Annotated in this window: 19 protein-coding genes and 3 pseudogenes; 11 read left to right on the forward strand and 11 right to left on the reverse strand. The window is 66.7% G+C overall.

All coding sequences use genetic code 11. The features are described from left to right. Nucleotides 1-334: 334 nt before the first annotated feature. From H3O04_RS21915 to H3O04_RS21935, 5 genes and pseudogenes are all read left to right on the forward strand, one after another. Nucleotides 335-2,692: pseudogene (locus H3O04_RS21915) on the forward strand (GH92 family glycosyl hydrolase). A gap of 65 nt (nucleotides 2,693-2,757) precedes the next feature. Further along, complete coding sequence (locus H3O04_RS21920; protein ID WP_202588442.1) at nucleotides 2,758-5,436, forward strand: GH92 family glycosyl hydrolase; 2,679 nt, start codon at nucleotides 2,758-2,760, stop codon at nucleotides 5,434-5,436. A 362-nt stretch (nucleotides 5,437-5,798) separates the two neighbouring features. After that, nucleotides 5,799-6,017, forward strand: a complete 219-nt coding sequence (locus tag H3O04_RS21925) for an AbrB/MazE/SpoVT family DNA-binding domain-containing protein (protein ID WP_011548443.1) — start codon at nucleotides 5,799-5,801, stop codon at nucleotides 6,015-6,017. Further along, entirely contained in the window at nucleotides 6,017-6,436 is a 420-nt protein-coding gene (locus H3O04_RS21930) for a PIN domain-containing protein (RefSeq protein WP_078041266.1), read from the forward strand. Before H3O04_RS21925 ends, H3O04_RS21930 begins: the two co-directional genes overlap by 1 nt. A gap of 184 nt (nucleotides 6,437-6,620) precedes the next feature. Further along, nucleotides 6,621-7,442, forward strand: coding sequence for an SDR family NAD(P)-dependent oxidoreductase (locus tag H3O04_RS21935; protein WP_202588443.1), 822 nt, complete (start codon nucleotides 6,621-6,623; stop codon nucleotides 7,440-7,442). Nucleotides 7,443-7,529: 87 nt separating this feature from the next. On the opposite strand, the gene surE is transcribed toward H3O04_RS21935, so the two are convergent. From surE to H3O04_RS21950, 3 genes are all read right to left on the reverse strand, one after another. Next, nucleotides 7,530-8,309: a 5'/3'-nucleotidase SurE gene (surE, locus tag H3O04_RS21940; protein ID WP_034202881.1), complete on the reverse strand. Its 780-nt coding sequence runs from the start codon at nucleotides 8,307-8,309 to the stop codon at nucleotides 7,530-7,532. Between the two features lie 189 nt (nucleotides 8,310-8,498). Further along, entirely contained in the window at nucleotides 8,499-8,807 is a 309-nt protein-coding gene (locus H3O04_RS21945; RefSeq protein WP_078041264.1) for an AzlD family protein, read from the reverse strand. Beyond that, entirely contained in the window at nucleotides 8,800-9,534 is a 735-nt protein-coding gene (locus H3O04_RS21950) for an AzlC family ABC transporter permease (protein WP_077177755.1), read from the reverse strand. Before H3O04_RS21950 ends, H3O04_RS21945 begins: the two co-directional genes overlap by 8 nt. Before the next feature lie 125 nt (nucleotides 9,535-9,659). On the opposite strand from H3O04_RS21950, the gene H3O04_RS21955 reads away from it, so the two are divergent. The 3 genes from H3O04_RS21955 to H3O04_RS21965 all read left to right on the forward strand — a co-directional run bounded on the left by H3O04_RS21955 (nucleotide 9,660) and on the right by H3O04_RS21965 (nucleotide 11,752). Next, nucleotides 9,660-10,118: an Lrp/AsnC family transcriptional regulator gene (locus tag H3O04_RS21955; RefSeq protein ID WP_006486309.1), complete on the forward strand. Its 459-nt coding sequence runs from the start codon at nucleotides 9,660-9,662 to the stop codon at nucleotides 10,116-10,118. Nucleotides 10,119-10,353: 235 nt separating this feature from the next. Beyond that, on the forward strand, nucleotides 10,354-10,923 hold the full coding sequence (locus H3O04_RS21960; RefSeq protein ID WP_011548437.1) for a hypothetical protein: 570 nt from the start codon (nucleotides 10,354-10,356) through the stop codon (nucleotides 10,921-10,923). A 148-nt stretch (nucleotides 10,924-11,071) separates the two neighbouring features. Beyond that, nucleotides 11,072-11,752 (forward strand): YebB family permuted papain-like enzyme, encoded by a 681-nt coding sequence (locus H3O04_RS21965; RefSeq protein ID WP_011548436.1) that lies wholly within the window; start codon nucleotides 11,072-11,074, stop codon nucleotides 11,750-11,752. Nucleotides 11,753-11,806: 54 nt separating this feature from the next. Here H3O04_RS21965 and H3O04_RS21970 read toward each other — a convergent pair whose 3' ends face one another. From H3O04_RS21970 to H3O04_RS21990, 5 genes and pseudogenes are all read right to left on the reverse strand, one after another. Continuing rightward, nucleotides 11,807-12,439, reverse strand: a complete 633-nt coding sequence (locus tag H3O04_RS21970; protein ID WP_011548435.1) for a LysE family translocator — start codon at nucleotides 12,437-12,439, stop codon at nucleotides 11,807-11,809. A 142-nt stretch (nucleotides 12,440-12,581) separates the two neighbouring features. Next, complete coding sequence (locus H3O04_RS21975; protein WP_011548434.1) at nucleotides 12,582-13,451, reverse strand: PASTA domain-containing protein; 870 nt, start codon at nucleotides 13,449-13,451, stop codon at nucleotides 12,582-12,584. Between the two features lie 106 nt (nucleotides 13,452-13,557). Then, nucleotides 13,558-13,890: a DUF2322 family protein gene (locus H3O04_RS21980; RefSeq protein ID WP_041489425.1), complete on the reverse strand. Its 333-nt coding sequence runs from the start codon at nucleotides 13,888-13,890 to the stop codon at nucleotides 13,558-13,560. A gap of 53 nt (nucleotides 13,891-13,943) precedes the next feature. Further along, nucleotides 13,944-15,313, reverse strand: a pseudogene (locus tag H3O04_RS21985) (MFS transporter). 22 nt (nucleotides 15,314-15,335) lie between these two features. Beyond that, nucleotides 15,336-16,037, reverse strand: coding sequence for a flavin reductase family protein (locus tag H3O04_RS21990; protein ID WP_027812970.1), 702 nt, complete (start codon nucleotides 16,035-16,037; stop codon nucleotides 15,336-15,338). A gap of 210 nt (nucleotides 16,038-16,247) precedes the next feature. Here H3O04_RS21990 and H3O04_RS21995 point away from each other — a divergent pair, with 210 nt between their 5' ends. Next, nucleotides 16,248-16,574 (forward strand): thioredoxin family protein, encoded by a 327-nt coding sequence (locus tag H3O04_RS21995; RefSeq protein ID WP_006485487.1) that lies wholly within the window; start codon nucleotides 16,248-16,250, stop codon nucleotides 16,572-16,574. Between the two features lie 10 nt (nucleotides 16,575-16,584). Then, nucleotides 16,585-17,004 (forward strand): secondary thiamine-phosphate synthase enzyme YjbQ, encoded by a 420-nt coding sequence (locus tag H3O04_RS22000; RefSeq protein WP_011548430.1) that lies wholly within the window; start codon nucleotides 16,585-16,587, stop codon nucleotides 17,002-17,004. A 38-nt stretch (nucleotides 17,005-17,042) separates the two neighbouring features. Here the strand turns inward: H3O04_RS22000 and atsR are convergent, their stop codons facing one another. The 3 genes from atsR to H3O04_RS22015 all read right to left on the reverse strand — a co-directional run bounded on the left by atsR (nucleotide 17,043) and on the right by H3O04_RS22015 (nucleotide 20,315). Further along, entirely contained in the window at nucleotides 17,043-18,875 is a 1,833-nt protein-coding gene (gene atsR / locus H3O04_RS22005) for a hybrid sensor histidine kinase/response regulator AtsR (protein WP_011548429.1), read from the reverse strand. Between the two features lies 1 nt (nucleotide 18,876). After that, nucleotides 18,877-19,380 carry a molybdopterin-dependent oxidoreductase gene (locus H3O04_RS22010; protein ID WP_011548428.1) on the reverse strand — a complete coding sequence of 168 codons (504 nt, stop codon included), beginning with the start codon at nucleotides 19,378-19,380 and terminating at the stop codon, nucleotides 18,877-18,879. Nucleotides 19,381-19,442: 62 nt separating this feature from the next. Beyond that, complete coding sequence (locus tag H3O04_RS22015) at nucleotides 19,443-20,315, reverse strand: response regulator (RefSeq protein WP_175769354.1); 873 nt, start codon at nucleotides 20,313-20,315, stop codon at nucleotides 19,443-19,445. A gap of 362 nt (nucleotides 20,316-20,677) precedes the next feature. Here H3O04_RS22015 and H3O04_RS22020 point away from each other — a divergent pair. After that, nucleotides 20,678-20,957, forward strand: a pseudogene (locus H3O04_RS22020) (sel1 repeat family protein); the annotation flags it as partial.

Genomic DNA, 20,957 nt, shown 5'->3' on the forward strand with positions numbered 1-20,957 from the left:
GGGTAGAGAAAACGCGTTTATTTGGGCACGCTGGTGCCCATTGTCTGTTTCTGGGTACCGGTATTTCGATAGGTCGGTGCATCTTTTTCGGATACCAGAATGCGGAAATAAATACGCGCCCGGCATTTTCGACCGATTGCGCGGGTGCGCGACAAGTCACGAAAAGAGTCCTGATAGAAAGCTCAGTAGTTCGAACAAATGGCTTGATTCAAGAACGAAACGGAGACAGGCGATGTCGAGGAGCTGGGGGTTGGGAACGGCGCTGCTGGCGCTGTGCGTGGCCGTGGCTTCCTGCGGCGGAGATGGCGATTCGCCGTCGGCCGTGGCAGCGAACATGTCGACGTCCGCGCAGTCGCAGGGCAATGAGAACGGCAACGGCGGCAACGATAACGAAAGCGGCAACGGCAGCGAAGCGGCAAGGAAAAACGCCGACGTCCGCGTCGTCCAATACGTCAACCCGCTGATCGGCACCGACTACGCGACCGACCAGCCGGCCGACCCGGTCGGCTCGGGTCTCGGCGGCGGCACGTTCCCCGGGCCGACGGTGCCGTTCGGGATGATGCAGTGGAGCCCGATGACGCCCACCGCGCAGTACGACGGGCGCAAGGGCGACGGCTCCGGTTTCTCCGGCGGCTACTGGTACGGCGACGCGTCGATCAACGCATTCAGCATCCTGCATCTGAGTGGTACCGGCTGCTGGGCGAATGGCGGCTATCTGAACGTGATGCCGCAGCTCGCGCCCGGCGACGCCGGCACGCCGGCCGCGTTCGATCACGCGAACGAAACCGCGCAGGCCGGCTATTACGGCGTCACGCTCGGTAACGGCATCAAGGCCGAACTGACGACGACGGTGCGCACCGGCTTCGCGCGCTTCACGTATCCGGCGCTCGCGCAGGGCCAGCAGGCGACGATCGCGATCGATCCGACCGTGCTGAACAACCGCGCGCAAGGCACGACGAGCGACACGGTCAGCCAGGTCGGCGATCGCGCGCTGTCGGGCACGATCGCGGGCGGCGGCTTCTGCTGGGCCGGACATGCGGTGCCCGTCTACTACTATGCGGAATTCAGCCGGCCGTTCGCGGCGAAGCCGGCGCTGTCGAACAACCATCCCGTCACGCTGACGTTCAATGTCGACAGCAAGCATCCGGACGTGATGATGAAGCTCGGCATCTCGTTCGTCAGCGAAGCGAATGCGAAGGCGAACCTCAGTGCGGAGAATCCGGAAACGGATGCGCGAGGTGACCGGAACTGGCGTTTCGACAAGGTGCGCCGCGCGGCGAGCGCCGCATGGAATGCCCGCCTGAACGCGATCCAGGTCACGGGCGGCAGCGATGCCGACAAGACCAAGTTCTATACCGCCCTGTATCACGCGTCGCTGCATCCGAACGTGTTCAACGACGTGAACGGCCAGTATCCCGATTTCTATGCGTCGAACGACGCATCGAGCGCGCCGACGCGTCAGGTCGAAAACGGCCGCACGATGTATGCGAATTTCTCCGGCTGGGACATCGACCGCTCATTCATCCAGTTGCAGGCGCTGCTCGATCCGGTGCGCACCAGCGACATCGTGCAGTCGCTCGTGCTCGATGCGAAGGCCTGCGGCGCGTTCCCGCGCTGGGCGTACTTCAACACGGAGACGGCCGTGATGCCCGGCGATGCGGGCTCGATCATCACGGCGAACGCGTATGCGTTCGGCGCGACGAACTTCGATACGCAGGCCGCGCTGTCGGTCATGAAGACCAGCACCGCGCCGGGCGCCGCGTGCGCCGGCACGCCGGTGATGGGCAGCCGCGCGGACTACGACAGCCTCGGCTACGTGCCGGCGTCGGGCAGCGGCGACAACCAGACCGCGTCGAACACGCTCGAATACGCGCTGCGCGATTTCGCGGTGTCGCGCTTCGCGACGGCGCTTGGCGACACGGCGACAGCCGGCACGCTGCTGAAGTCGAGCGGCAACTGGCAAAACCTGTTCGATCGCAGCGCGATCCAGCCGAAGACGTCGGCCGGCGCGTGGGTCACCGACGGGTCGGGCTTCATGGAAGGCAATGCCGAGCAATACACGTGGTACGTGCCGCACGACCTCGCCGGCGTGATCGCGCAGGCGGGCGGCGCCGAGCCGGTCGTCAAGCGGCTCGACACGTTCTTCACGCACCTGAACATCGGCACCGAGCAGCCGTATTTCTACGTCGGCAACGAAGTGACGATGGCCGTGCCGTGGGTCTACGCGTGGGCCGGTGCGCCGTCGCATACGCAGCGCGTGCTGCATGCGTCGCTCGCGAACGAGTTCGGCGCCGGCGCGGCCGGGCTGCCGGGCAACGACGATCTCGGCGCGCTGTCCGGCTGGTACGTGTGGGCCGCGCTCGGTCTCTACCCGGTGGTGCCGGGCGTGAGCGGCGTCGCGCTGTCGAGTCCGCAGTTCTAGAAGATCGACGTGCGCGTTGGGCAGATGGACGGCAGCTACCGGCTGCTGCATATCGCGGCACCCGGCGCAGGCCTGGCCGATTCCGCTTCGTTCTACGTGAAGTCGCTGACGCTGAACGGCACGTCGTGGCCCGCCGCGTGGCTGCCGCTCGAGCACATCGCGAAGGGCGGGACGCTGGGGTACGCGATGACGGCCGACGTGAGCGCCACAACGTGGGGTACCGATGCATCTGCGATGCCGTCGTTCCCGCGGGCGGCGGGCGCGCAGTAGGGCGGGAGGATCGAAGAGCGGTTCTTGCCGACAGGATCGACGCGGAGAGAGGGAGGGACGAACGGATGAAGCTACGTCACGTGGTGGGTATCGGGTGCCTTGCCGTGTTGTCGGGGTGCGGGGGCGATCAGGGGGCGACAGATGCGAGCGTGCTCGCGCAGATGTCGAACGCACCGGGCAACCAGAAAGATCAAGGCAACCAGAACGACCAGGGCGATCAGAACGATCAGGGGGAAAACGGCGGCGCGCACAAGCGATCGGTGCTGCGCAGCGTCGATCCGATGATCGGCACGGCCAACCTCGACATCAACGCGGACTGGAGCAGCGGCGTGCGCGGCCACGGCCACGTGTATCCGGGCGCGACCGTGCCGTTCGGCATGGTGCAGCTCGGGCCGGACACGACCGGCGGCGCGCATACGCTGCCGTGGAACTGGGATCGCACGTCGGGCTACCAGTACGACGATCCGTTCATTACCGGTTTCACGCATACGCATCTGTCGGGAACCGGCATCGGCTCGGGCGGTGAAGTGCGGTTCCTGCCGACGCTCGCGCCGGTCGATACCGCGACGCTGGCCAAGGTTGCCGCCGATGCATCGATCACCTACGACGCGTCGTTCAGCCACGACGACGAAACCGCGAGCCCCGGCTACTACCGCGTGAAGCTGGCGCCGGTCGGCAGCGGCAACACGCCGTGGAACGTGCAGGGCGCGAAGATTCTCGCGGAAATGACGGCGACCACGCACGCGGGCGTGCATCGCTACACGTACTTCCCGAGCGCGGCGACGCAGAAACGCAGCATGATCGTGAGCATCGACAACCCGATCGGTGGCTCGACCGCGAGCGGCAAGATCCAGGTCGTCGACGCGCGGACGATCGCCGGCTGGCAGTTCACCAACAACTGGGCGAACAACAAGCCGACGTATTTCGTCGCGCGGTTCTCGAAGCCGTTCGATACGCAGCACGTCGCGTTCAGCGCGGACGGCTTCAAGGCGTACCTGACGTTCGCCGACGGCGGCGACGGCGGCGACGGCGGCGACGGCGGCGCGGTCACGGTGAAGGTCGGCATCTCGCCGTCGAGCATCACGGATGCGCAGGCCAATCTCGCGTCGGAAGTCGGCGCGAAGTCGTTCGACCAGGTGCGCGGCGCGGCGGAGCGCGCGTGGAGCGCCGCGCTCGATCGGGTCCGGATCAAGGGCGGCAGCGCCGACCAGCGGACGATGTTCTACACGTCGCTGTACCGCACGATGCTCGCGCCGACGGTCTACAACAACGCGGACGGCAGCTACGTCGGCATGGATTCGTCGAACGACGGCACGACGTCGCCGCCGACCACCAGCAAGCATGCGAACCCGGGCTTCGACTATTCGTCGACGTTCTCGCTGTGGGACACGTTCCGCGCCGAGGCGCCGCTCATGACGCTGGTGCAGCCCGAGCGCGTCGACGGCTGGGTCAAGTCGCTGCTGACGCAGTTCGCGCAGAACGGCAAGGGCGAACTGCCGGTGTGGCCGCTCGCGCAAACGGAAACCTTCACGATGGCTGGCCACCCGTCGATTCCGATGATCGCGGATGCGTACCTGAAGCACCTGACGAGCGCGGGCATCGACGACATCTGGACCGCGTTGACGACCACGCAGCGCGCGAGCGCGCACGGCTTCGACCAGTATCGCCAGCGCGGCTACGTCTATGCGGGCGACAACGCGTCGGTGTCGACCACGCAGGATTATGCGTTCGACGACTGGGCGACGGCCGCGGTCGGCAAGGCGGCCGGCAAGAGCACGGCCGACTACCAGCCTTATCTGACGCGCAGCCAGAACTACCGGAACGTGTTCAACCCGGCGCCGAACAACGGCTGGAAATTCTCGCAGCCGAAGGATGCGCAGGGCAACTGGGTCGCGGGCTTCGATCCGACGGCCGCCGAAAAGACCGACTTCTCCGAATCGAATTCGTGGGTCGACACGTGGAACATCTTCCACGACTTCCCGGGATTGATCACGCTGCTCGGCGGCAAAAGCCAGTTCATCGCGCAGCTCGACCACACGTTCGATCCGGCCAACCCGCTGACCTTCCAGTACAACCAGGGCTTCCCGGACCTGACCGGCCGCAGCGGCCAGTTCTTCGCGGGCAACGAACCGGCGAACCACCTGCCGTACCTGTACGACGTCGCCGGCATGCCGTCGAAGACGCAGGACCGCGTGCGCACGGTGATGGACGACATGTACTCGCTGACGCTCACGGCCGGCGATCGTGCATTGCTGAGCGGCGACAGCCTGAAGGCCGCGCTGAACGATCCGCGACGCGTGCGCGATGCGGCGATTCCCGGCAACGACGACTGCGGCCAGTTGTCCGCGTGGTACGTGCTGTCCGCGCTCGGCATCTATTCGCTGAATCCCGTGGGCGGCGTGTTCTATTTCGGCACGCCGCTGTTCGAGGAGGTGTCGATCGACATCCCGATGGCATCAGGCAGCGGCGCCGGCGGCGCGTTGAAGTTCGGCGGTGCGCGACGCTTCACGATCACCGCGCATACGGCGTCGGGCGCCGCACCGTCGTCGGTCAATCGCTACGTGCAGTCGGTCAGCCTGAACGGCACGCCGCTGCATCGGCCATACATCACCTATGACGAGATGAAGGCGGGCGGCAGGCTCGATTTCGTGATGGGCTCGACGCCGAACGATGCGTGGGTCGGCCAGTGGAACGGCCAGGATCCGAACAGTGCGCTCGCGCCGGCGCTGGCGTTGATCAACTAGTCGGCAGGGACGCCGTAACAAGGTCGCCTTGATTTCGGCGCACATTTGCCGGATTCCGGCAGTACGCCGAGCCCGGCGAGAAGACGGGCCGCTGAGCAACGCGGTCGCTACCTGTACGGGGAACGGTGACGGCAACTGGCCGCACGCCAAGTGTCGACACACCGTCGCGCCGCTTGCGCTCAACTAATGCGGCTTTGCTATTTGGGGACGCATCAAGTTGACTGACTCGCCGTCACTTGGGTTTCGAGTGGAGCGGTCAGTAGCGGCTTCACCCTTTGACCGGTTTGCCTCTCGCTCACCACTACCGCTATTGCGAAGATGGGCAAATTTCCTTACAATTAATTGAAAAGTAAGGAGATATCGTGTTCGAAGCCACACTTACAAGCAAGGGGCAACTTACATTGCCGGCCGGCATCCGGCATGCGCTTGGCCTCGCCGCAGGCGTGCGGATTGTCTTCACACCACTGGATGACGGTACGGTCATTTTGCGCGCCAAAACCCGCAGCCTGCTTGATTTGCAAGGTGCCCTACCGTCGATCACAAGTGTGCCAATCGATGCCATGGGGATAGGCGACGCTTGATGCCCAGTCTTGATACAAATATTCTGGTGCGTTGGTTGACCAATGACGACGTTGACCAAGTCGCGCATGTCCGTGAGCTGTTTTCCGCTTCGGCTGGACAAGCGGACGCATTCTACATACCGGTAACTGTGATGCTCGAACTCGAATGGGTTCTGCGATCGCGCTATAAATTCGACCGCCAGCAGATCCTGACTGCGCTCACGGCCCTGCTCGAGACGCGGGAACTGAGTTTTGAAGCGGAGGGGGCGCTTGAACGTGCGCTGCACATGTATCGCGAGCATGGCGGGGGTTTCGCAGACTGCCTGCACGTCGGTCAGGCTAGTGCAGCTGGTCGGGCACCTCTACTCACGTTCGACGAGCGTGCTGCACGGTTGCCTGGCGCCGAAATTCTTGGTGCGGGGCGAGCGCAGTTGCTATGAGTCCTGCAGGATTGCGGTGATGTCGGCCGTACGTCGCTTAAGAGTCGCAATAGGCAGAACGGGTTCTACTAGAACGTCCTTTTAGGTCCTTCGTGGATGTGATCTTGTCGTTGTCGCCATCACATTCGTGTCCAGTTGCATCGTCGCCTATGATGCGGGAACGCCACTAACTGGGTTCCACGCCATGGACGCGCCGCTGCCGCCGATGTCTGCCCCGATTGCCGAAACGGCACCTGAAACCGAAGCCGCCGGCGAGCCGCGCGCGGCGCGCGTGCACCGGCCGGTCGCGCTCGTCACCGGCTCGACGTCGGGGATCGGCGCGGCCGTCGCACGGCGTCTCGCGGCCGACGGCTACGCGGTGATCCTGCATTCGCGCAGCTCGGCCGACACCGGGCGGGCGATGGCACGCGAACTCGGCGGTGCATATGTGCAGGCCGATCTCGCCGACGATGCCGAGCGCGTGCGGCTGATCCGCGATGCGCTCGCCGTGCACGGGCGGCTCGACGTGCTCGTCAACAACGCGGGCGTCAGCCGCGTGATTCCGCATGACGACCTCGCGGCCGCCACGCCCGGCGTGTGGCGCGAGATGCACGAAATCAACGTGATCGCGCCGTTCCGGCTGGTGGCCGAAGCGGAGGCCGCGCTGCGCGAGTCGGCGTCGCGCGGGCGGGCCGGATGTGTGGTGAACGTCAGCTCGCATGCCGGCGTGCGGCCGAAGGGCGCGTCGATTCCGTATGCGGCCGCGAAGGCCGCGCTCAATCACACGACACGGCTGCTCGCCCGCACGCTCGCGCCGGCGATTCGCGTCAATGCGGTCGCGCCGGGGCTCGTCGATACGCCGCTGACCGCCGACTGGACGGACGCGCAGCAGCTCTGGCGCGAGCGCGCGCCGATGCGTCGCGCGGCGACGCCGGACGATATCGCGCAGACGGTCGCGATGCTCGTCGCCTCCGATTACGTGACGGGCGAGATCGTGATGCTCGACGGCGGGTTGAATCTGACTTGATGGGGTGACGGGCGACGGCTGACGCGGTGAACCGGCGGCGCGCGCATCGTATGCGCCGCCGCAGGGTTTGTTCGAACGCGCGATCGATCAGCCGAGGTTCGACCGCAGCCGTGCGAGCGCCTGATCGTGCGTGCGCTCGAACTTCAGCGGCGTGACCGCGATATACCCTTCGCCCAGCGCGACCGTTTCCGAATCCGCATCGTCGTCGCGCGGCGCGCGCGCGAGCTTCAGCCAGTGATAGTCGATCTCGCGCGGGTCGCGTCCCGACACGATCTCGACGCCCTGCAGCGTGCCGGCGCCCTGGTTCGTCACCTTCAGACCGCGTACGTCGTCGGCCGGCCGCGGCGGGAAATTCACGTTGAGGCATGCGTCGCTGTCCCAGCCGGCGGCGACGAGCCGGCGGATGACGTCCGGCGCATGCGCGAGTGCGGTACCCCACGGCACCGCGTTGCGATCGGTGAAGGCCTGGCTCAGCGCGATGGCCGGCACGCCGACGAGCATGCTCGTCATCGCCGCGCCGACCGTACCGGAAAACACCGTTTCGGTGCCGAGGTTCGCGCCGCGATTCACGCCGGACAGCACGACGTCGGGCCGCGCGCCCTTCATCAGGTGGCTGACGGCGATCGCGACGCAGTCGCCGGGCGTGCCGCGCACCGCGAAGCGGCGCTCGCCCTTGCGATGCACGCGCAGCGGTTCGTGCAGGCTCAGCGAATGCGACGTGCCGCTCTGGTCTTCGGCTGGAGCTACGATCCACACTTCGCGGGCGAGTTGCGTGGCGACCTGTTCGAGTATGTCGAGGCCGGGAGCGTCGAATCCGTCGTCGTTGGTGAGCAGGACACGGTCGAACAGCGGGCGGGTTGCTTGCATCGGGGCGATCCTCGCGAAGGACAATGAGACGGGAAGTGCGGCGTGGCGCAAGCCACAAGGCTAGCACTCTGGCGTGAGGGGCGTCGTGTCGCGCCCGTGGCGCCGGTCGGCGCGGACGTGAAAACGGGCGCATCCCGCGCCCGTTCGTCGTGTCGTGGAATGCGGTGCCGGGGTGGCCGGCGGCACCGCTCAGCCGAGCAGGTAGCGCAGCACGCCGGCCGACACGACGCCAACGATGACGGTCGGCAGGATCGACAGGCGCGTCGCCGCAAGCAGCGTGACCGCGAGCGCGAGCAAGTCGGCCGGGCGCGTCGACACGAAGGCCGGCGCGATCACCGAGATCAGCACGCAGCCCGGCACGTTCTCCATCACCGACGCCATGCGCGGGCTCAGTGTGCGGTTGCGCAGCAGCACGTAGCCGAGAATGCGCGACAAGTAGGTGGTCGACGCCATCAGCACGATCGTCGCGACCGTGCCGAAATCCGGAAGCTCAGGCATCGCGCGGCTCCCACAGCAGCGCGGAGATCAGCCCCGCGCAGGCGCCGGCCGCGACGTACCACGCACCGGGCAGCGCGAGATGGGTAGCCGCCGCGACGACGAGGCTCACGAACCACGGACGGCTCGCGCGCACCCCTTTCCACATCCCGCGCAGCAGCACCAGAAACACGGCCGTGAACGCCATGTCGAAGCCGTACTGTTCGACGTTGCCGATCGTCGGGCCGACCGCCGCGCCGAGCGTCGTCATCGAGATCCACGTCAGGTAGAGCCCGATGCAGATGCCCGCGTAATAGGGCACGCTGATGTGCGTGGCCGAGCGCTCGCGCGCGTCGGCGAGCGACATCGCCCAGCTCTCGTCGCACATGAAGAACAGCGCGACGAACGCGCGGCGGCGCGGCAGGCGGCGGATATACGGCTCGAACGCGGCGCCCATCAGGATGTGGCGCGAATTCACGAGAAACGACATCGCGACGATCAGCGCGATGTGCGGCGGCGACGTCCACAGATGGATCGCCGCGAATTCGGAGCCGCCGCCGAAGTTCAGGCCCGTCATCATCGGCACTTCGAACAGGCTCAGCCCTTTCTGCGCGGCCTGCGCGCCCAGCACCAGCGCGAACGGCACGAAACCCAGCATGACGGGCAGCGCCGCGCGCAAACCGCGGCCCATCTCGGCGACATAGGCGGGCTTGTCGCGAAGCCCGGACGACGTTGAAACGCTACTGCTCATCACTCCTCCTTCGGGGGAGGGATTGTCTGCTTTTTTGACTCGAATCGGGTTGCGTTGTCGCCAGATTTTTCCCAAAATTTGGCATTGAACGCGTGATACGCGAATTTTTTGGAATCGGATGCCACATGAAACTTGACGCTATCGACCGCCGGATTCTGAGCGCGCTGCAGCGCGACGGCCGCATGCAGAACGTGGAACTCGCGCACGAGGTCGGGCTGTCGCCGTCGCCGTGCCTGCGGCGCGTGCGGCTCCTCGAGGAAGCCGGCGTGATCGAGAAATACGTGGCCGTGCTGAACCCGGCGAAGGTCGGCAAGGGGCTGACGATCTTCACCCGCGTATGGCTGAAGGGGCAGGACGCGGAATCGGTGAACCGTTTCGCCGAGGCCGTCCAGCAGATGCCGGAAGTCGTCGAATGCCACCTGATGGCCGGCGACTGCGATTTCCTGCTGCGCGTCGTCGCGGCCGACATCGACGATTACCGGCGCTTCCAGATGGAATACCTGACGCGCATCCCCGGCGTGCTCAGCGTGAAGACCGACATTCCGATGCAGAAGGTCAAGCTCACGTCGGCGCTACCCACCTGAAGCGGGGCGACGCGCGGGGCGCGTGACGATGCGTCGACGATGAGCGGCATTGCACGGTGACAATCGCCCGATACACTGACGGAGTGAGTCGCATCGCCTGCATTGCCGGCACGGTCATGCGGTGTTCGATGTGCAAGCAACTAACGGTCAATGCCGACGCGCTCGGCCGAGCGGCGCTGCGTAGCGCGCCGGGTTACGCGTCGACGCGAATGCGTTTTTTCCTGTCAAGCCCTACATGCAGCCATTCAATACGCCGTGGAATTCGCTGGAAATCGTCAAGCTCGTGCTCGGCGTGCTGACGCCGTTGTCGGTCGCGTGTCTCGGCTGGCTCGTCGCGCGCCGGCTGAAGCGGCTCGAGCTCGTGCAGTGGACCAACCAGCGGCTGATCGAGAAGCGGCTCGCGCTGTACGACGCGGTCGCGCCGCAGCTCAATGCGCTGCTGTGCTTCTACACGTGGATCGGCTACTGGAAGGACATCTCGCCGGACGACGTGATCCGCGCGAAGCGCGACCTCGACCGCACGTTCCACATCTACCGCTACCTGTTCGACGACGACGTGTACGACGCGTATCACACGTTCATCCACGCGCTGTTCGAGATGCATACGGGGCCGGGCCGCGACGCGCGGATCCGCTCGCTGATCCAGGCGCCCGACGGCGACCGCAGCGTGCACGGTTCGTATGAATGGAAGCCGGTGTGGTCCGAGCGTTTCTCGACCGCGAATGTCGTGTCGAAGGACGACGTGCTGCGGCATTACACGCGGTTGATGGAGCGGCTGCGCGTGGCGCTGGGTGCGACGCGCTGAAGGGTGCTGGGTTCGGGCGCTTCGCGTGTCACGCCAGTATCGAAATCCGCCACCCGGCGGCGCGGATTCCAGCCCTTGCATATGAAGCGGATGCGGCGTGCGGCTGCGCCTGCCATGCTCGCGTCATGTCCACTCGCGCGAGGTTCGTATGGTCGTCGACCCGGGCCGCCAGCCGCTTCTGATCCGTTCGCCCGGCGCGCGCCGGCGGCGGCTCCTTTCCGCCGGCGCTCCCGACTCGCTTGCCGAGCCGTTGCCGGCCGAACCGGAAATCGGCGACATCGTCTTCATCCGCGTCACCGTGCGGCCGTTTCTCGAAGTGGCGAGCGCGACGCGTTCATGGACGAATCACGTCGGCATCGTCGTCGGCGAGCGCGGCGGCGAGACGCTGATCGCCGAAAGCACGTTTCCGCTGTCGCGCGTCACGACGATGTCGCGGGTTCTCGCGCGCTCCGATCGCGGCGCATGCGTGATCGCGCGGCTCAGGCAGCCGCTCGACGCCGCGCAGCGTCGCGAACTCGTCGCCGCGGCGATGCGCCGGATCGGTGTGGTCTACGACACGGGTTTCAATCTCGCGTCGCGCCGGCAGTTCTGCTCACGTTTCGTGCGCGAGGTTGTGTGCGATGCGACGCGGATCGTGCTCGGCGACGTCGAGACCTTCGACACGCTGCTGCACCGGAATCCCGATCATCCGCTCGGCTTCTGGAGGATCTGGTATTTCGGCCGGATTCCGTGGCACCGCCGCACGGTGACGCCGGCAAGCATCCTCGATAGCGGTTCGTTGCGCGTGGTGATGGACACGCGTGATTCGGGCACCGGTCGCGACGGCTGACGGCCTCGTGTGTCGTCGGGGCTCGCACGGTTCCGTTCGCGCTGCTGGCTGCCCTCAGTGCCGTCCCGCCATCGCGAGCCGCGCCGCCAGCCCCACGAACACCGACCCCAGCAGATACTGCGGCACCTTCGACGGCCGGCGGCGCGCGCCGATCCGCTGGCTCAGCCGGCTCGCGGACAGAATCACCGCGCCGTTTACGACGAGCCCGATCAGGTTGAGCACCGTCGCCAGCACGAGAATCTGCACGGCGATCGAACCCTGCTCGGGCCGCACGAACTGCGGGAACAGCGCGAGCACGAACAGCGCCATCTTCGGGTTCAGCAGGTTGGTCGTCAGCCCCTGGCGGAAGATCGTCGCGGTCGAGCGGCGACGTTGCGACGCGACCGGCGACAGCGCGGTCGCGTCCGAACGGAACGTTTTCCAGGCGAGATACAGCAGATACGCGGCGCCGGCGAAGCGCACGACGTCATACGCGAGCGGCACCGCGACGAAGAGCTGCGACAGACCGAACGCGGCCGCCAGCGCGTGGCAGTAGGTGCCGGCCTGAATGCCCGCGAGCGTCGCGAAGCCGGCGCGCCGGCCCTGGCTCACGCTGCGGGACGCGATCAGCAACATGTCGGGGCCGGGCGTGATGGTCAGCGCGAGACACGCGCCGGAGAACAGCGCGAGCGTGGAGAGGTCGATCATGGCAGTCCCTTTTGCTGGTGCGGCGTAAAAGGGAACTCAGTGTAGGAGGGCGCGCGAGGCCGGTCAATCGAGCGAACGGACGATGGCCTGGCGGCACGGATCGCATGACGCATGCATTGCGCATGCGCCGCCTGCACGCCGTTCACTGCTTGCGACAGGCAACCTGATAGTCGATCACGGTGTTCTCGGAAGGCCGGTCCGGCTCGCCGCCCACCGTCGTCACGCCGAGCACGCCGGCCGCATTCCGGTAGCGCAGCGCGCAATACCCGACGCCGGTGCCCGAGCACGCTTCGGCTTCGATAATGCCGTGCTTCGCGAGCGTTGCAGCCCCGTCCATCGCGTCCGGCTTCTCGCGCGGCCGCAGCGGTTGCCAGCCATGCGCGATCAGTATCTTGCGGGCCGCGTCGAGCGGCTTGCCGTATACGTTCGGCACGACCGCGCGGCCGCTGCAGTGCGTGCTTTCGGCGGCTACGCGGGTCAGCCGCAGGCCGCCGTTTTCCTCGTGCAGCTCGCCGACGGGCGCTCCGGGGCCGTCGCCGCCCCAGACGAGCAGTGCACCGTTTTCCAGACGATCGACCGAGCCGAGCTGCCAGCCTGCCTTGCGCGCCGTGTAGCCGAGCGCGACGAGCGTCGCGCCGTCGAATACGCCGAGGTTGCCGTTGCGCGCGAAACAGATCGCGCTCGTGCCGGCGTTGAATCCGCTCGCGAAGCTCACGACCGTGTAGTGCCCGAGCGGTGCCTCGGATGTCACGATCCAGTCGCGCTTCGCGACTTCGCGGCCGGCCGCCGTGGTCGACTTCGCGCGATATTGCGTGCAGAACGGATCGAGCGAACCGCTTTCAGGCGAGTGCGGCAGCGTGCCGAGCGGCACGAGCGACGCTCCGGCGATATCGGAGGCCGTGCGCAGCGGCTCGGCCGATGCCGTGCCGCCGAACGTGGCGCCGGCAAGTACCGCGATCGAAACGATCGACGCCAGATGCCGGCTGAGCGGTGAGGCAACGGAAGGAAGCACGCTGGTTGTCTCTGGGGAAAGTGGGACGGGCGGGGCAAGCGCTTTTTCGCCGGTCCGCCACGGTCGCGCGCGCCGCCTGGCGGCACGCGTGCGTGTCGCCGCCGACTCAGTCCTTCGCGACGACGTCGATGCGCAGTGCGTCGCCGCCGGCCACGATCGCCAGCAGACGATCGACGTTCGGGTGCGCGCCCGGACGATTGCGCGCGTCGGCCGTATGCTCGGCGAACACCGCGAGGCCGTGCTCGGCCGCTTTCGCGTCGAGCGTGCCGAACGTCTGCTTCAGATAGTGGTACACCGCGAGCGAGCCCTGCTTGCCCGGCTGGTTCTCGATGGTCGCGGCCACGTCGCCGTTCGCGCCGACGAGATCGATGCGCGCGATGCCGTCGATGGCCGGCAGTTGCGCGAGGTTGTCCTTGAATACTTCGGTCGGTTGAATCACTGAAAACACTCCGTCGGTTCGGTCATGGGCCAAGGTGCGTGGCCGGCCGTATCTTATCCGATCGGCCTCGGTGCGCCGGCCCGCGTGCCGGTGCCGGCCGTGCGCCACGCGAGCGCCGCGCCCGCGAGCTGCAGCGTGCTGCCCGTCAGCATCGCGACCCGCAGCCCCGACGCGCCGCCGCCGCACGCGTCGTACAGCGCGCCCAGCAGCGCGACGCCGAAGACCGCGCCGACGGCCGTCGCGGCCAGCGAGCCGACCGCGAGGCCGAGGCCCGTGCCGGTCAGCGCGAGCCCCGCCTCGGCCCACGCGAGCATCGGCGCGTGCGGATTCGTCGACCCGGCCGCGCCGATGCCGATCGCGGCGAGCCCGAGCCCCATCAGCGCGACGCAGCCCGCGCCGGCCGTGCGTGCGCCGACGCGGGCCGCAACGGCACCGGAGCCGAACGACACGAGCGCGAACGGCACCGACATCGGCAGCAGCGCGAGGCCGGCACCGGTGGCATCGAGCACGTGGTGGCTTTGCCATGCGAGCGGCAGCACGAACAGCATCCCGTAGCCGCCGAACGTCATCGCGCCGTTGCCGACCAGCATCCCGCGGAACGCGCGATTCGCGAACAGGTCGAGCGGCACGAGCGCGGCCGTGCCGAGCCGCCGTTCGATCCGCACGAACAGCGCGATCGCGGCCGCGCCGGTCCCGATCAGCAGCGGCGCGCGCAGCGGGTCGTGGCGCGCGTCGATCGTCGCGAATACGACGCAGCCGATCGCGATCGCACCGAGCACCTGGGCGGCCGGATCGAAGCGCCGGCCCCGCGGATCGGCCGATTCCGGCACGACGGCGCTGGCGAGTGCGATCGCGGCGATGCCGAACGGAATCACGACGCCGAAGATGCTGCGCCAGCCGAACGCGTGGATCAGCACGCCGCCGAGCGTCGGGCCGACGATCATCGCGATGCCGCCGCACGCGGCCCAGATGCCGAGCGCGCGTGCGCGTTCGGCCGGATCGCGCCAGAGCACGCGGACGATCGCGAGCGACGCGGGGATCAGCAGCGCGGCGCCCGCGCCGGCGAGCGTGCGGCCCGCGATCAGCACGCCAGCGTCGGCGCGAGCGCGCACACGACCGACGCGCCGCTCAACACCGTCGCGCCGAGCACGAATGCACGCCGCCGGCCGTACAGGTCGTCGATCAGGCCGCCCGTGAGCAGCAGCACCGCATACGCGAGGTTGTACGCGTCGATCACCCACTGCAGCGCGGCGACGCGGGCGCCGAACGCGGCGCCGATCGGTTCGGTCGCGAGATTGACGATCGCCGTGTCGATCTGCGCGATCAGCACGGCGATGCACAGCGCCGGCAGTACGAGGCGGTGCCGGGCCGGCGCGGCGACATCGGCCGCACGGGTGGCAGCAGGGCGGCGTATCGAATTCACAGGCGTTCTCCCGCGCGCTTCATTACCGTGCGCTACCGGCCAGCGTGCCCGCGTCGCGCGAACGCTCGATGTCGGGGCTGCGATACGCGCGTTCGGGAATTTCGGCGAGCCGCGACGGATGCACCTGCCGCGGCGCTAGCCCGTAGAACTTCTGGAAGCTCATGATCAGCGGCGACCACTTGTCCGGATCGATGCGGTCCGGATGACCGTCCATCAGCAGGTCGGGATGCACGTGCACGCGCTGGATGCGCAGCTCGAACACGCGGATGCGGCCGCGCAGGTCGGGCGTGTCGTCGCCGATTCCGTAGGTGGCCGCGACGACCGCCTCCATGTGCACCGGGCATTCGAGCGCGCGCGGCGGCGTGACGGTTTGCGATGCCGCTTCGGTCAGCCCGGCCGTGCCGAACTTGTCCGGTTCGAATACGTAGCCTTTCGCGCGCTTGCCGTCGGGTACCGGGTACGTGCCCGTCGTGCGCGCGATCCGGTCGACCGCGTCCGCCTGCGCCGACGACGGCAGGTTCAGCACGCATTCGCCGGTGCGCAGCAGGTTGCGGGTGGTTTGCGAACTGGCGGCGATGCCGATCACGCCGCGCCAGCCGAGCCAGAACGCGGACGAGATCGGCGCGAGATTGGCCGTGCCGTTTTCGTTCAGCGTGCTGACCAGCACGACGGGCGTGCCGAAGTAGAGGATGTTCGGTTCGGTGACGCAATGCGGCGCATTCATGGTCGAAGCCTCGTTGACGGGATCGGTTCCCATGCTGATCCCGTCGCGGCGATGCGGCGCTCCGATTCTTGTCGTGTCATTCCGGACGATGCGCGCGGACCGCGCCGGCAGCGCGCGGGCTTTTCCGCTACAGTAAGAAATCGAAGGCCGCACGCGCCCGCATCGCGCCGGCGCGTGCAGTCACGTTCCGCCAACGCACACGAGGGCCTGATGGACACCGAGCAACGCTATACCGCCAACGCGCCGACCCGCGCGGAAGTCGACGCACTGGGCGGCGCAACCGTCATCGAATTCGGCGCGAACTGGTGCGGGATCTGCGCAGGCGCGCAGCCTGCGATCACGGCGTCGTTCTCCGCGCATCCTGCCGTGCGGCACCTGAAGATCGAGGACGGCCCCGGCCGTCCGCTCGGCCGCTCGTTCGGCGTGAAGCTGTGGCCGACGCTGGTCTTCCTGCGCGATGGGGTCGAAGTCGCGCGCGTCGTGCGCCCCGCCGATGCGAAACAGATCGAAGCCGACGGCTTCGCCGCGCTGGCCTGAGGTCATGGCGATGCAACAGGCGATTACGCACGTCGGTGTCGATACGCGTGGCAGCGGGCTCGTCGAAGTCACGCCGCAGGTGCGCGCGTTCGTCGACCAGCAGGCGATCCGCACCGGCCTGCTCACCGTGTTCTGCCGCCATACGTCGGCGTCGCTGCTGATCCAGGAGAATGCGGACCCGTCGGTGCAGCGCGATATCGAACGCTATTTCGCGACACTCGCGCCCGAGGATGACACGCGCTATGAACACGACACCGAAGGCGCCGACGACATGCCCGCGCATCTGCGCACGGCGCTCACGCAGGTGCAGTTGTCGATTCCGGTCGAGCACGGACGCATGGTGCTCGGCACGTGGCAGGGGATTTACGTGTTCGAGCATCGCCGCGCGGCGCACCGGCGTGACATCGTGCTGCATCTGATCGGCGAATAAGCGAGCGGACGAGCGGTAGGAAACGCGTGACGCCGCGCTCAGGCGAGCAGCTTCTCGACGAGCGCGCCGAGTTCGCGAAGGTGAACCGGCTTCGGCAGGAACGCGTCGAATACCCGCTGGTTCTCGCGCAGCGCGGCCGATTCATACGCGCTGACGCCGAGGATCGCCGGACGCCGGCCATCGCCATTGCCATTGCCATCGGGTTGCGCCATCGCGCGAATGCGCCGCGCCACGTCGAATCCGCTCAGGTCCGGCAGTTCGAGATCGAGCACGACGAGATCGTAGCGGCCCGTACCGAAGCGCGCGGCGCCTTCCTGCCCGGTGCCGCACAGATCCACCTCGAGGCCGAGCGCCGACAGCATCGCGCCGAGCGTTTCGCGCGCGTTGTCGTTGTCGTCGACTATCAGCGCGCGCCGGCCGCAGTGCGCCGGTACGGGCGGCAGCGCGGGCGCATCGCCTGCCACGGTGCCGGCCGTGTCGACGCCCGGCACTTCGACGGGTAGCGTCACGACGAACTCGCTGCCTTCGCCGACCACGCTGCGCACGTCCACATGCCCGCGCAGCGTCGTCACGATTTCGCGCACGACCGCGAGCCCCATGCCGATCCCGTCCACGTGCAGCCCGACCGCGTCGTTCGCGCGATAGAACGGCTCGAAGATCTTCGACAGATGTTGCTTCGCGATGCCCGCGCCGGTGTCGCGTACGGCGATCCTCACCTGCTGGCCGGCCGGCGCATCGGCGAGCGTGATCGCCACCGTGATCGAGCCGCCGGTCGTGTACTTGACCGAGTTTTCGATCAGGTTCGACAGCACCTGTCGCAGCAGCTTGCGATCTGAGCAGATCGCGAGGCCGGCCGGCTCGACGTGCTGCGTGACCGTGATCCGTTTCGTCGCGATCCTCTCGCGCAGCGGTTCGAGCACTTCGGCAAGCAGCGGCGCGATGCCGACGGTATCGAGTTCGGCGACGCGCTTCGTCGAGCGCAGCTTGATGTAGTCGGTGAGGTCCTTGACGAGCGCCTCCAGCGACAGCGCGGAATTCTGCAGCCGCCGGATCGTCTTCAGGTTCGCATCCGATTGCGGGCGCGCGAGCAGGATCTCGATCGATCCGCAGATCGCCTGCAGCGGCGTGCGCAGCTCGTGGCTGACCATCCCGAGGAACGCGTTCTTCGCCTCGATCATCTCGAACGCGCGGTCGGACGCCTTGCGCTCCGCATCGAGCGCCGCGTTTTGCCGCTCCAGCAGGTCGTCGCGCGTGCGCATCGTATAGAACAGCAGCAGGAACAGCGCGCACAGGATCACGCCGAGCACGATGCCGAGGATCAGGATCGCGCGCTGCTTGTCCTTCAGTTGATGGAACGTGAAATCGCGCTGCGCCATTTCGATCGCGCGGAAGTAGTTCGCGAGGCCGTTGACTTTCGGCCAGTACGCGTTGACTTCGTCGATCACCTGACGCGCCTGCTTCGGCGAGTCGCGCAGTAGCGGCACCTCGCGCTTCAGGCGCGTCATGAATTCGCCGAGCGCGTCGATCTCATTGCGCGCGCGCGGGATGCGCAGCCAGTATTGGGACACTTCCGAGGGCCGCTGCAGGAACCCGAACGACACCGACAGGCTGTCGAGCTGCATCTGCAGGTGATCGAAGTCATCGTCCTCGCGCGTCGCGTAGAGAATCAGCTGGCGATCGAAGCGGGTATACACGTTGCGGTATTGCGCGGCGGTCCAGAACACGCCTTCGCGCGGCCCCTCGAGCACGCCCTCGTTGACCGAGGTGGCGAGGAGATCCCACAGCAGGAACGCCCACGCGGCGAACCCCATGATCCACAGCGAGCCGAGGACCAGGATGATTTTTCTATTTTTCCATCGCCGCCGCGTCATGTCACTTCACGGTCAGACCGATGATCTGCCACGCGAACTTGGCCTCGCCGAGCGGCGTCTTCAGCTCGTCGGGATACTGGTCGCGCGGATACATGATCCACAGCGGGCCGTAGTTGTCGTTGCCGAGCACCTTGCCGTTCATCGTCCGCGCGAGGATCACGCCGTATTTGTCGGCGTCCGACACGGGAATCGTGAACGTGTATTCGTCGATGCAGCGAAATTCGATCTGCGTGCCGTGCGCGCCGACCGTCTTCAGCACGTCGGACAGGCGCGGGCCGGTGAAGGTCGCCTTCGGCGTCCAGCTCGTCGACGTGACGATCGTATGCTGCGGCAGCGCCATCAGCGCCTGCTCGGAAAAGACGTAGGTCATCTTCCCCTGCTGGTTGCTCTTGCTGATCTTGCCGTCGACGGTAAACGTGAACGACGCCGCCGCCCACGCCGCGACGGTCATCCCGAGCAGGCATGCCGTCAGCAGGCTTTTGATCCAGATGGTTGAAACGCGCATGTCTTTCCCTCGGTCTGGTGGTGCGGGTAGCGGGTTGTCGTTCCGGCCGCGGTTTCCGGTTCTCAGTTCGCGGCCGACGCCGCCGGCAGCGTGAGTTTCAGTTCGCGGGCGACTTCCGCGAACAGGATCGGCAGGCGCACCGGCTTTTCTTCGCAGCGCGCGTTGTAGTGCGACACGATGTGCGCGATTTCGTCCTCGCTCGCTTCGCCGGTCGAGATCTTGCCGGTCAGCAGGAAGATCGGCGCGCCGCTGTTCTCGCTCGAGCGGATGCCGCGCACGAGTTCGGCGGCCGTCTGGTCGCCGAGCATCCAGTCGAGGATGTAGCCGTCGAAATCCTCGACCTCCAGCGCCTTGCGGAAGCTCGCGCCGTCGAAGTACGGAATCGCGTTCACGCCTTTCTCGATGAAATATTCACAGACCGTTTCGGCGACGTCGTGCGAATCGTCGACCACGGCGATCCGCGCCGCATACACGTTCGGCTGCGCCGAGCGCAGCTCGATCACGTCGACCGGATACGTGCGGCCCTCGCGCGCGTGCTCGCGCTCGGTGACGATCCATTCGCCCTGCCACTGCAGCGCGACGAAATCCGTTTCGATCTGGCTGGTGGCCTTCGTCGAGATCGCGGCGCGGCAGCGAAAGCGCTTCGACTCGATCACGAATGTCGCGTCGATCATCTCGGCCGCGGCCGGCTGCGTGCCCTTGTCGTCGAGCAGGATCGCGGGCGGCACGCCGAAGTGCGTCGCGATGTCCTGCAACTGCGACAGGTTCCACGGGATCAGGCCCTTCATCTTGCGCGTGACGACCGAGAAACTCAGCCCGAGCACGTTGGCGATCGTCGTGTTGTGACTTCGCGGCGGAATGCCGTTCCGGTTCAGGAGATCGCGCACCTTGTTGGCGGTGATGAGATCGACGTTGGCCTGCTCGGTGGTGGACATCTCGATGGGGTCTCCAGGGTTTTTGGCGAGGGAGAGCATATCAAAACTGACGTGTCACGCAAACTTCAAACACGCCAAGGGCCTTGACATGCCGTTTTTCTCCATTATTATTGCTCACCACGTCACTATTGTTTGTTGCGTCATGTTTGGGGATCGTTGCTGGCCCCGGTCGGGCAGTGAAAATCGGCAGCAATGAAATAGTGATGGAACGATTCGAAGAGAGAACCTGAGAGAGCCTAGGACTGCGTGTCGGCGTTGGCGGATGAAATTGTATCCGCTGCGCCGCGCGCAACCAGGTACGAGCTCACTGGGTGGGATAGCTCGAAGAATTGCGGCGCCAATAAAACTTGAGGAAAGTACCCATGTATCGCCGTCTACTCGCACCGGGGCTGCTGTTGCTGTTGGCCGCGTGCGCGCAAGACCCGTCGGTCACCGCCAGCACGGTACGGATCTGCGACGACACAGGTTGTTCCGATCGCCCTAAAGATCAGGTCTCCTATCAAAAAAGGGACGATGCGGAAGACCGGGACGATCCGCGCATCGCCGCGCTCAAGCAAACCGCGAAGACCCAGCCGAAGGCCGCCTACGACCTCGGCCTGCGCTATTTCCGCGGCGACGGCGTGCGCCAGGACAGCTACCAGG

It is taken from the genome of Burkholderia sp. KCJ3K979 (assembly GCF_016759955.1).
GTDB lineage: Bacteria > Pseudomonadota > Gammaproteobacteria > Burkholderiales > Burkholderiaceae > Burkholderia > Burkholderia orbicola.

Excerpts from the sequence above, each read along its gene's own strand:
- H3O04_RS21920 (WP_202588442.1), top strand. The coding sequence starts at position 2,758 with ATGAAGCTACGTCACGTGGTGGGTATCGGGTGCCTTGCCGTGTTGTCG.
- H3O04_RS21930 (WP_078041266.1), top strand. The coding sequence starts at position 6,017 with ATGCCCAGTCTTGATACAAATATTCTGGTGCGTTGGTTGACCAATGAC.
- H3O04_RS21935 (WP_202588443.1), top strand. The coding sequence starts at position 6,621 with ATGGACGCGCCGCTGCCGCCGATGTCTGCCCCGATTGCCGAAACGGCA.
- surE (WP_034202881.1), bottom strand. The coding sequence starts at position 8,309 with ATGCAAGCAACCCGCCCGCTGTTCGACCGTGTCCTGCTCACCAACGAC.
- H3O04_RS21945 (WP_078041264.1), bottom strand. The coding sequence starts at position 8,807 with ATGCCTGAGCTTCCGGATTTCGGCACGGTCGCGACGATCGTGCTGATG.
- H3O04_RS21950 (WP_077177755.1), bottom strand. The coding sequence starts at position 9,534 with ATGAGCAGTAGCGTTTCAACGTCGTCCGGGCTTCGCGACAAGCCCGCC.
- H3O04_RS21955 (WP_006486309.1), top strand. The coding sequence starts at position 9,660 with ATGAAACTTGACGCTATCGACCGCCGGATTCTGAGCGCGCTGCAGCGC.
- H3O04_RS21960 (WP_011548437.1), top strand. The coding sequence starts at position 10,354 with ATGCAGCCATTCAATACGCCGTGGAATTCGCTGGAAATCGTCAAGCTC.
- H3O04_RS21965 (WP_011548436.1), top strand. The coding sequence starts at position 11,072 with ATGGTCGTCGACCCGGGCCGCCAGCCGCTTCTGATCCGTTCGCCCGGC.
- H3O04_RS21970 (WP_011548435.1), bottom strand. The coding sequence starts at position 12,439 with ATGATCGACCTCTCCACGCTCGCGCTGTTCTCCGGCGCGTGTCTCGCG.
- H3O04_RS21990 (WP_027812970.1), bottom strand. The coding sequence starts at position 16,037 with ATGAATGCGCCGCATTGCGTCACCGAACCGAACATCCTCTACTTCGGC.
- H3O04_RS21995 (WP_006485487.1), top strand. The coding sequence starts at position 16,248 with ATGGACACCGAGCAACGCTATACCGCCAACGCGCCGACCCGCGCGGAA.
- H3O04_RS22000 (WP_011548430.1), top strand. The coding sequence starts at position 16,585 with ATGCAACAGGCGATTACGCACGTCGGTGTCGATACGCGTGGCAGCGGG.
- atsR (WP_011548429.1), bottom strand. The coding sequence starts at position 18,875 with ATGACGCGGCGGCGATGGAAAAATAGAAAAATCATCCTGGTCCTCGGC.
- H3O04_RS22010 (WP_011548428.1), bottom strand. The coding sequence starts at position 19,380 with ATGCGCGTTTCAACCATCTGGATCAAAAGCCTGCTGACGGCATGCCTG.
- H3O04_RS22015 (WP_175769354.1), bottom strand. The coding sequence starts at position 20,315 with ATGTCCACCACCGAGCAGGCCAACGTCGATCTCATCACCGCCAACAAG.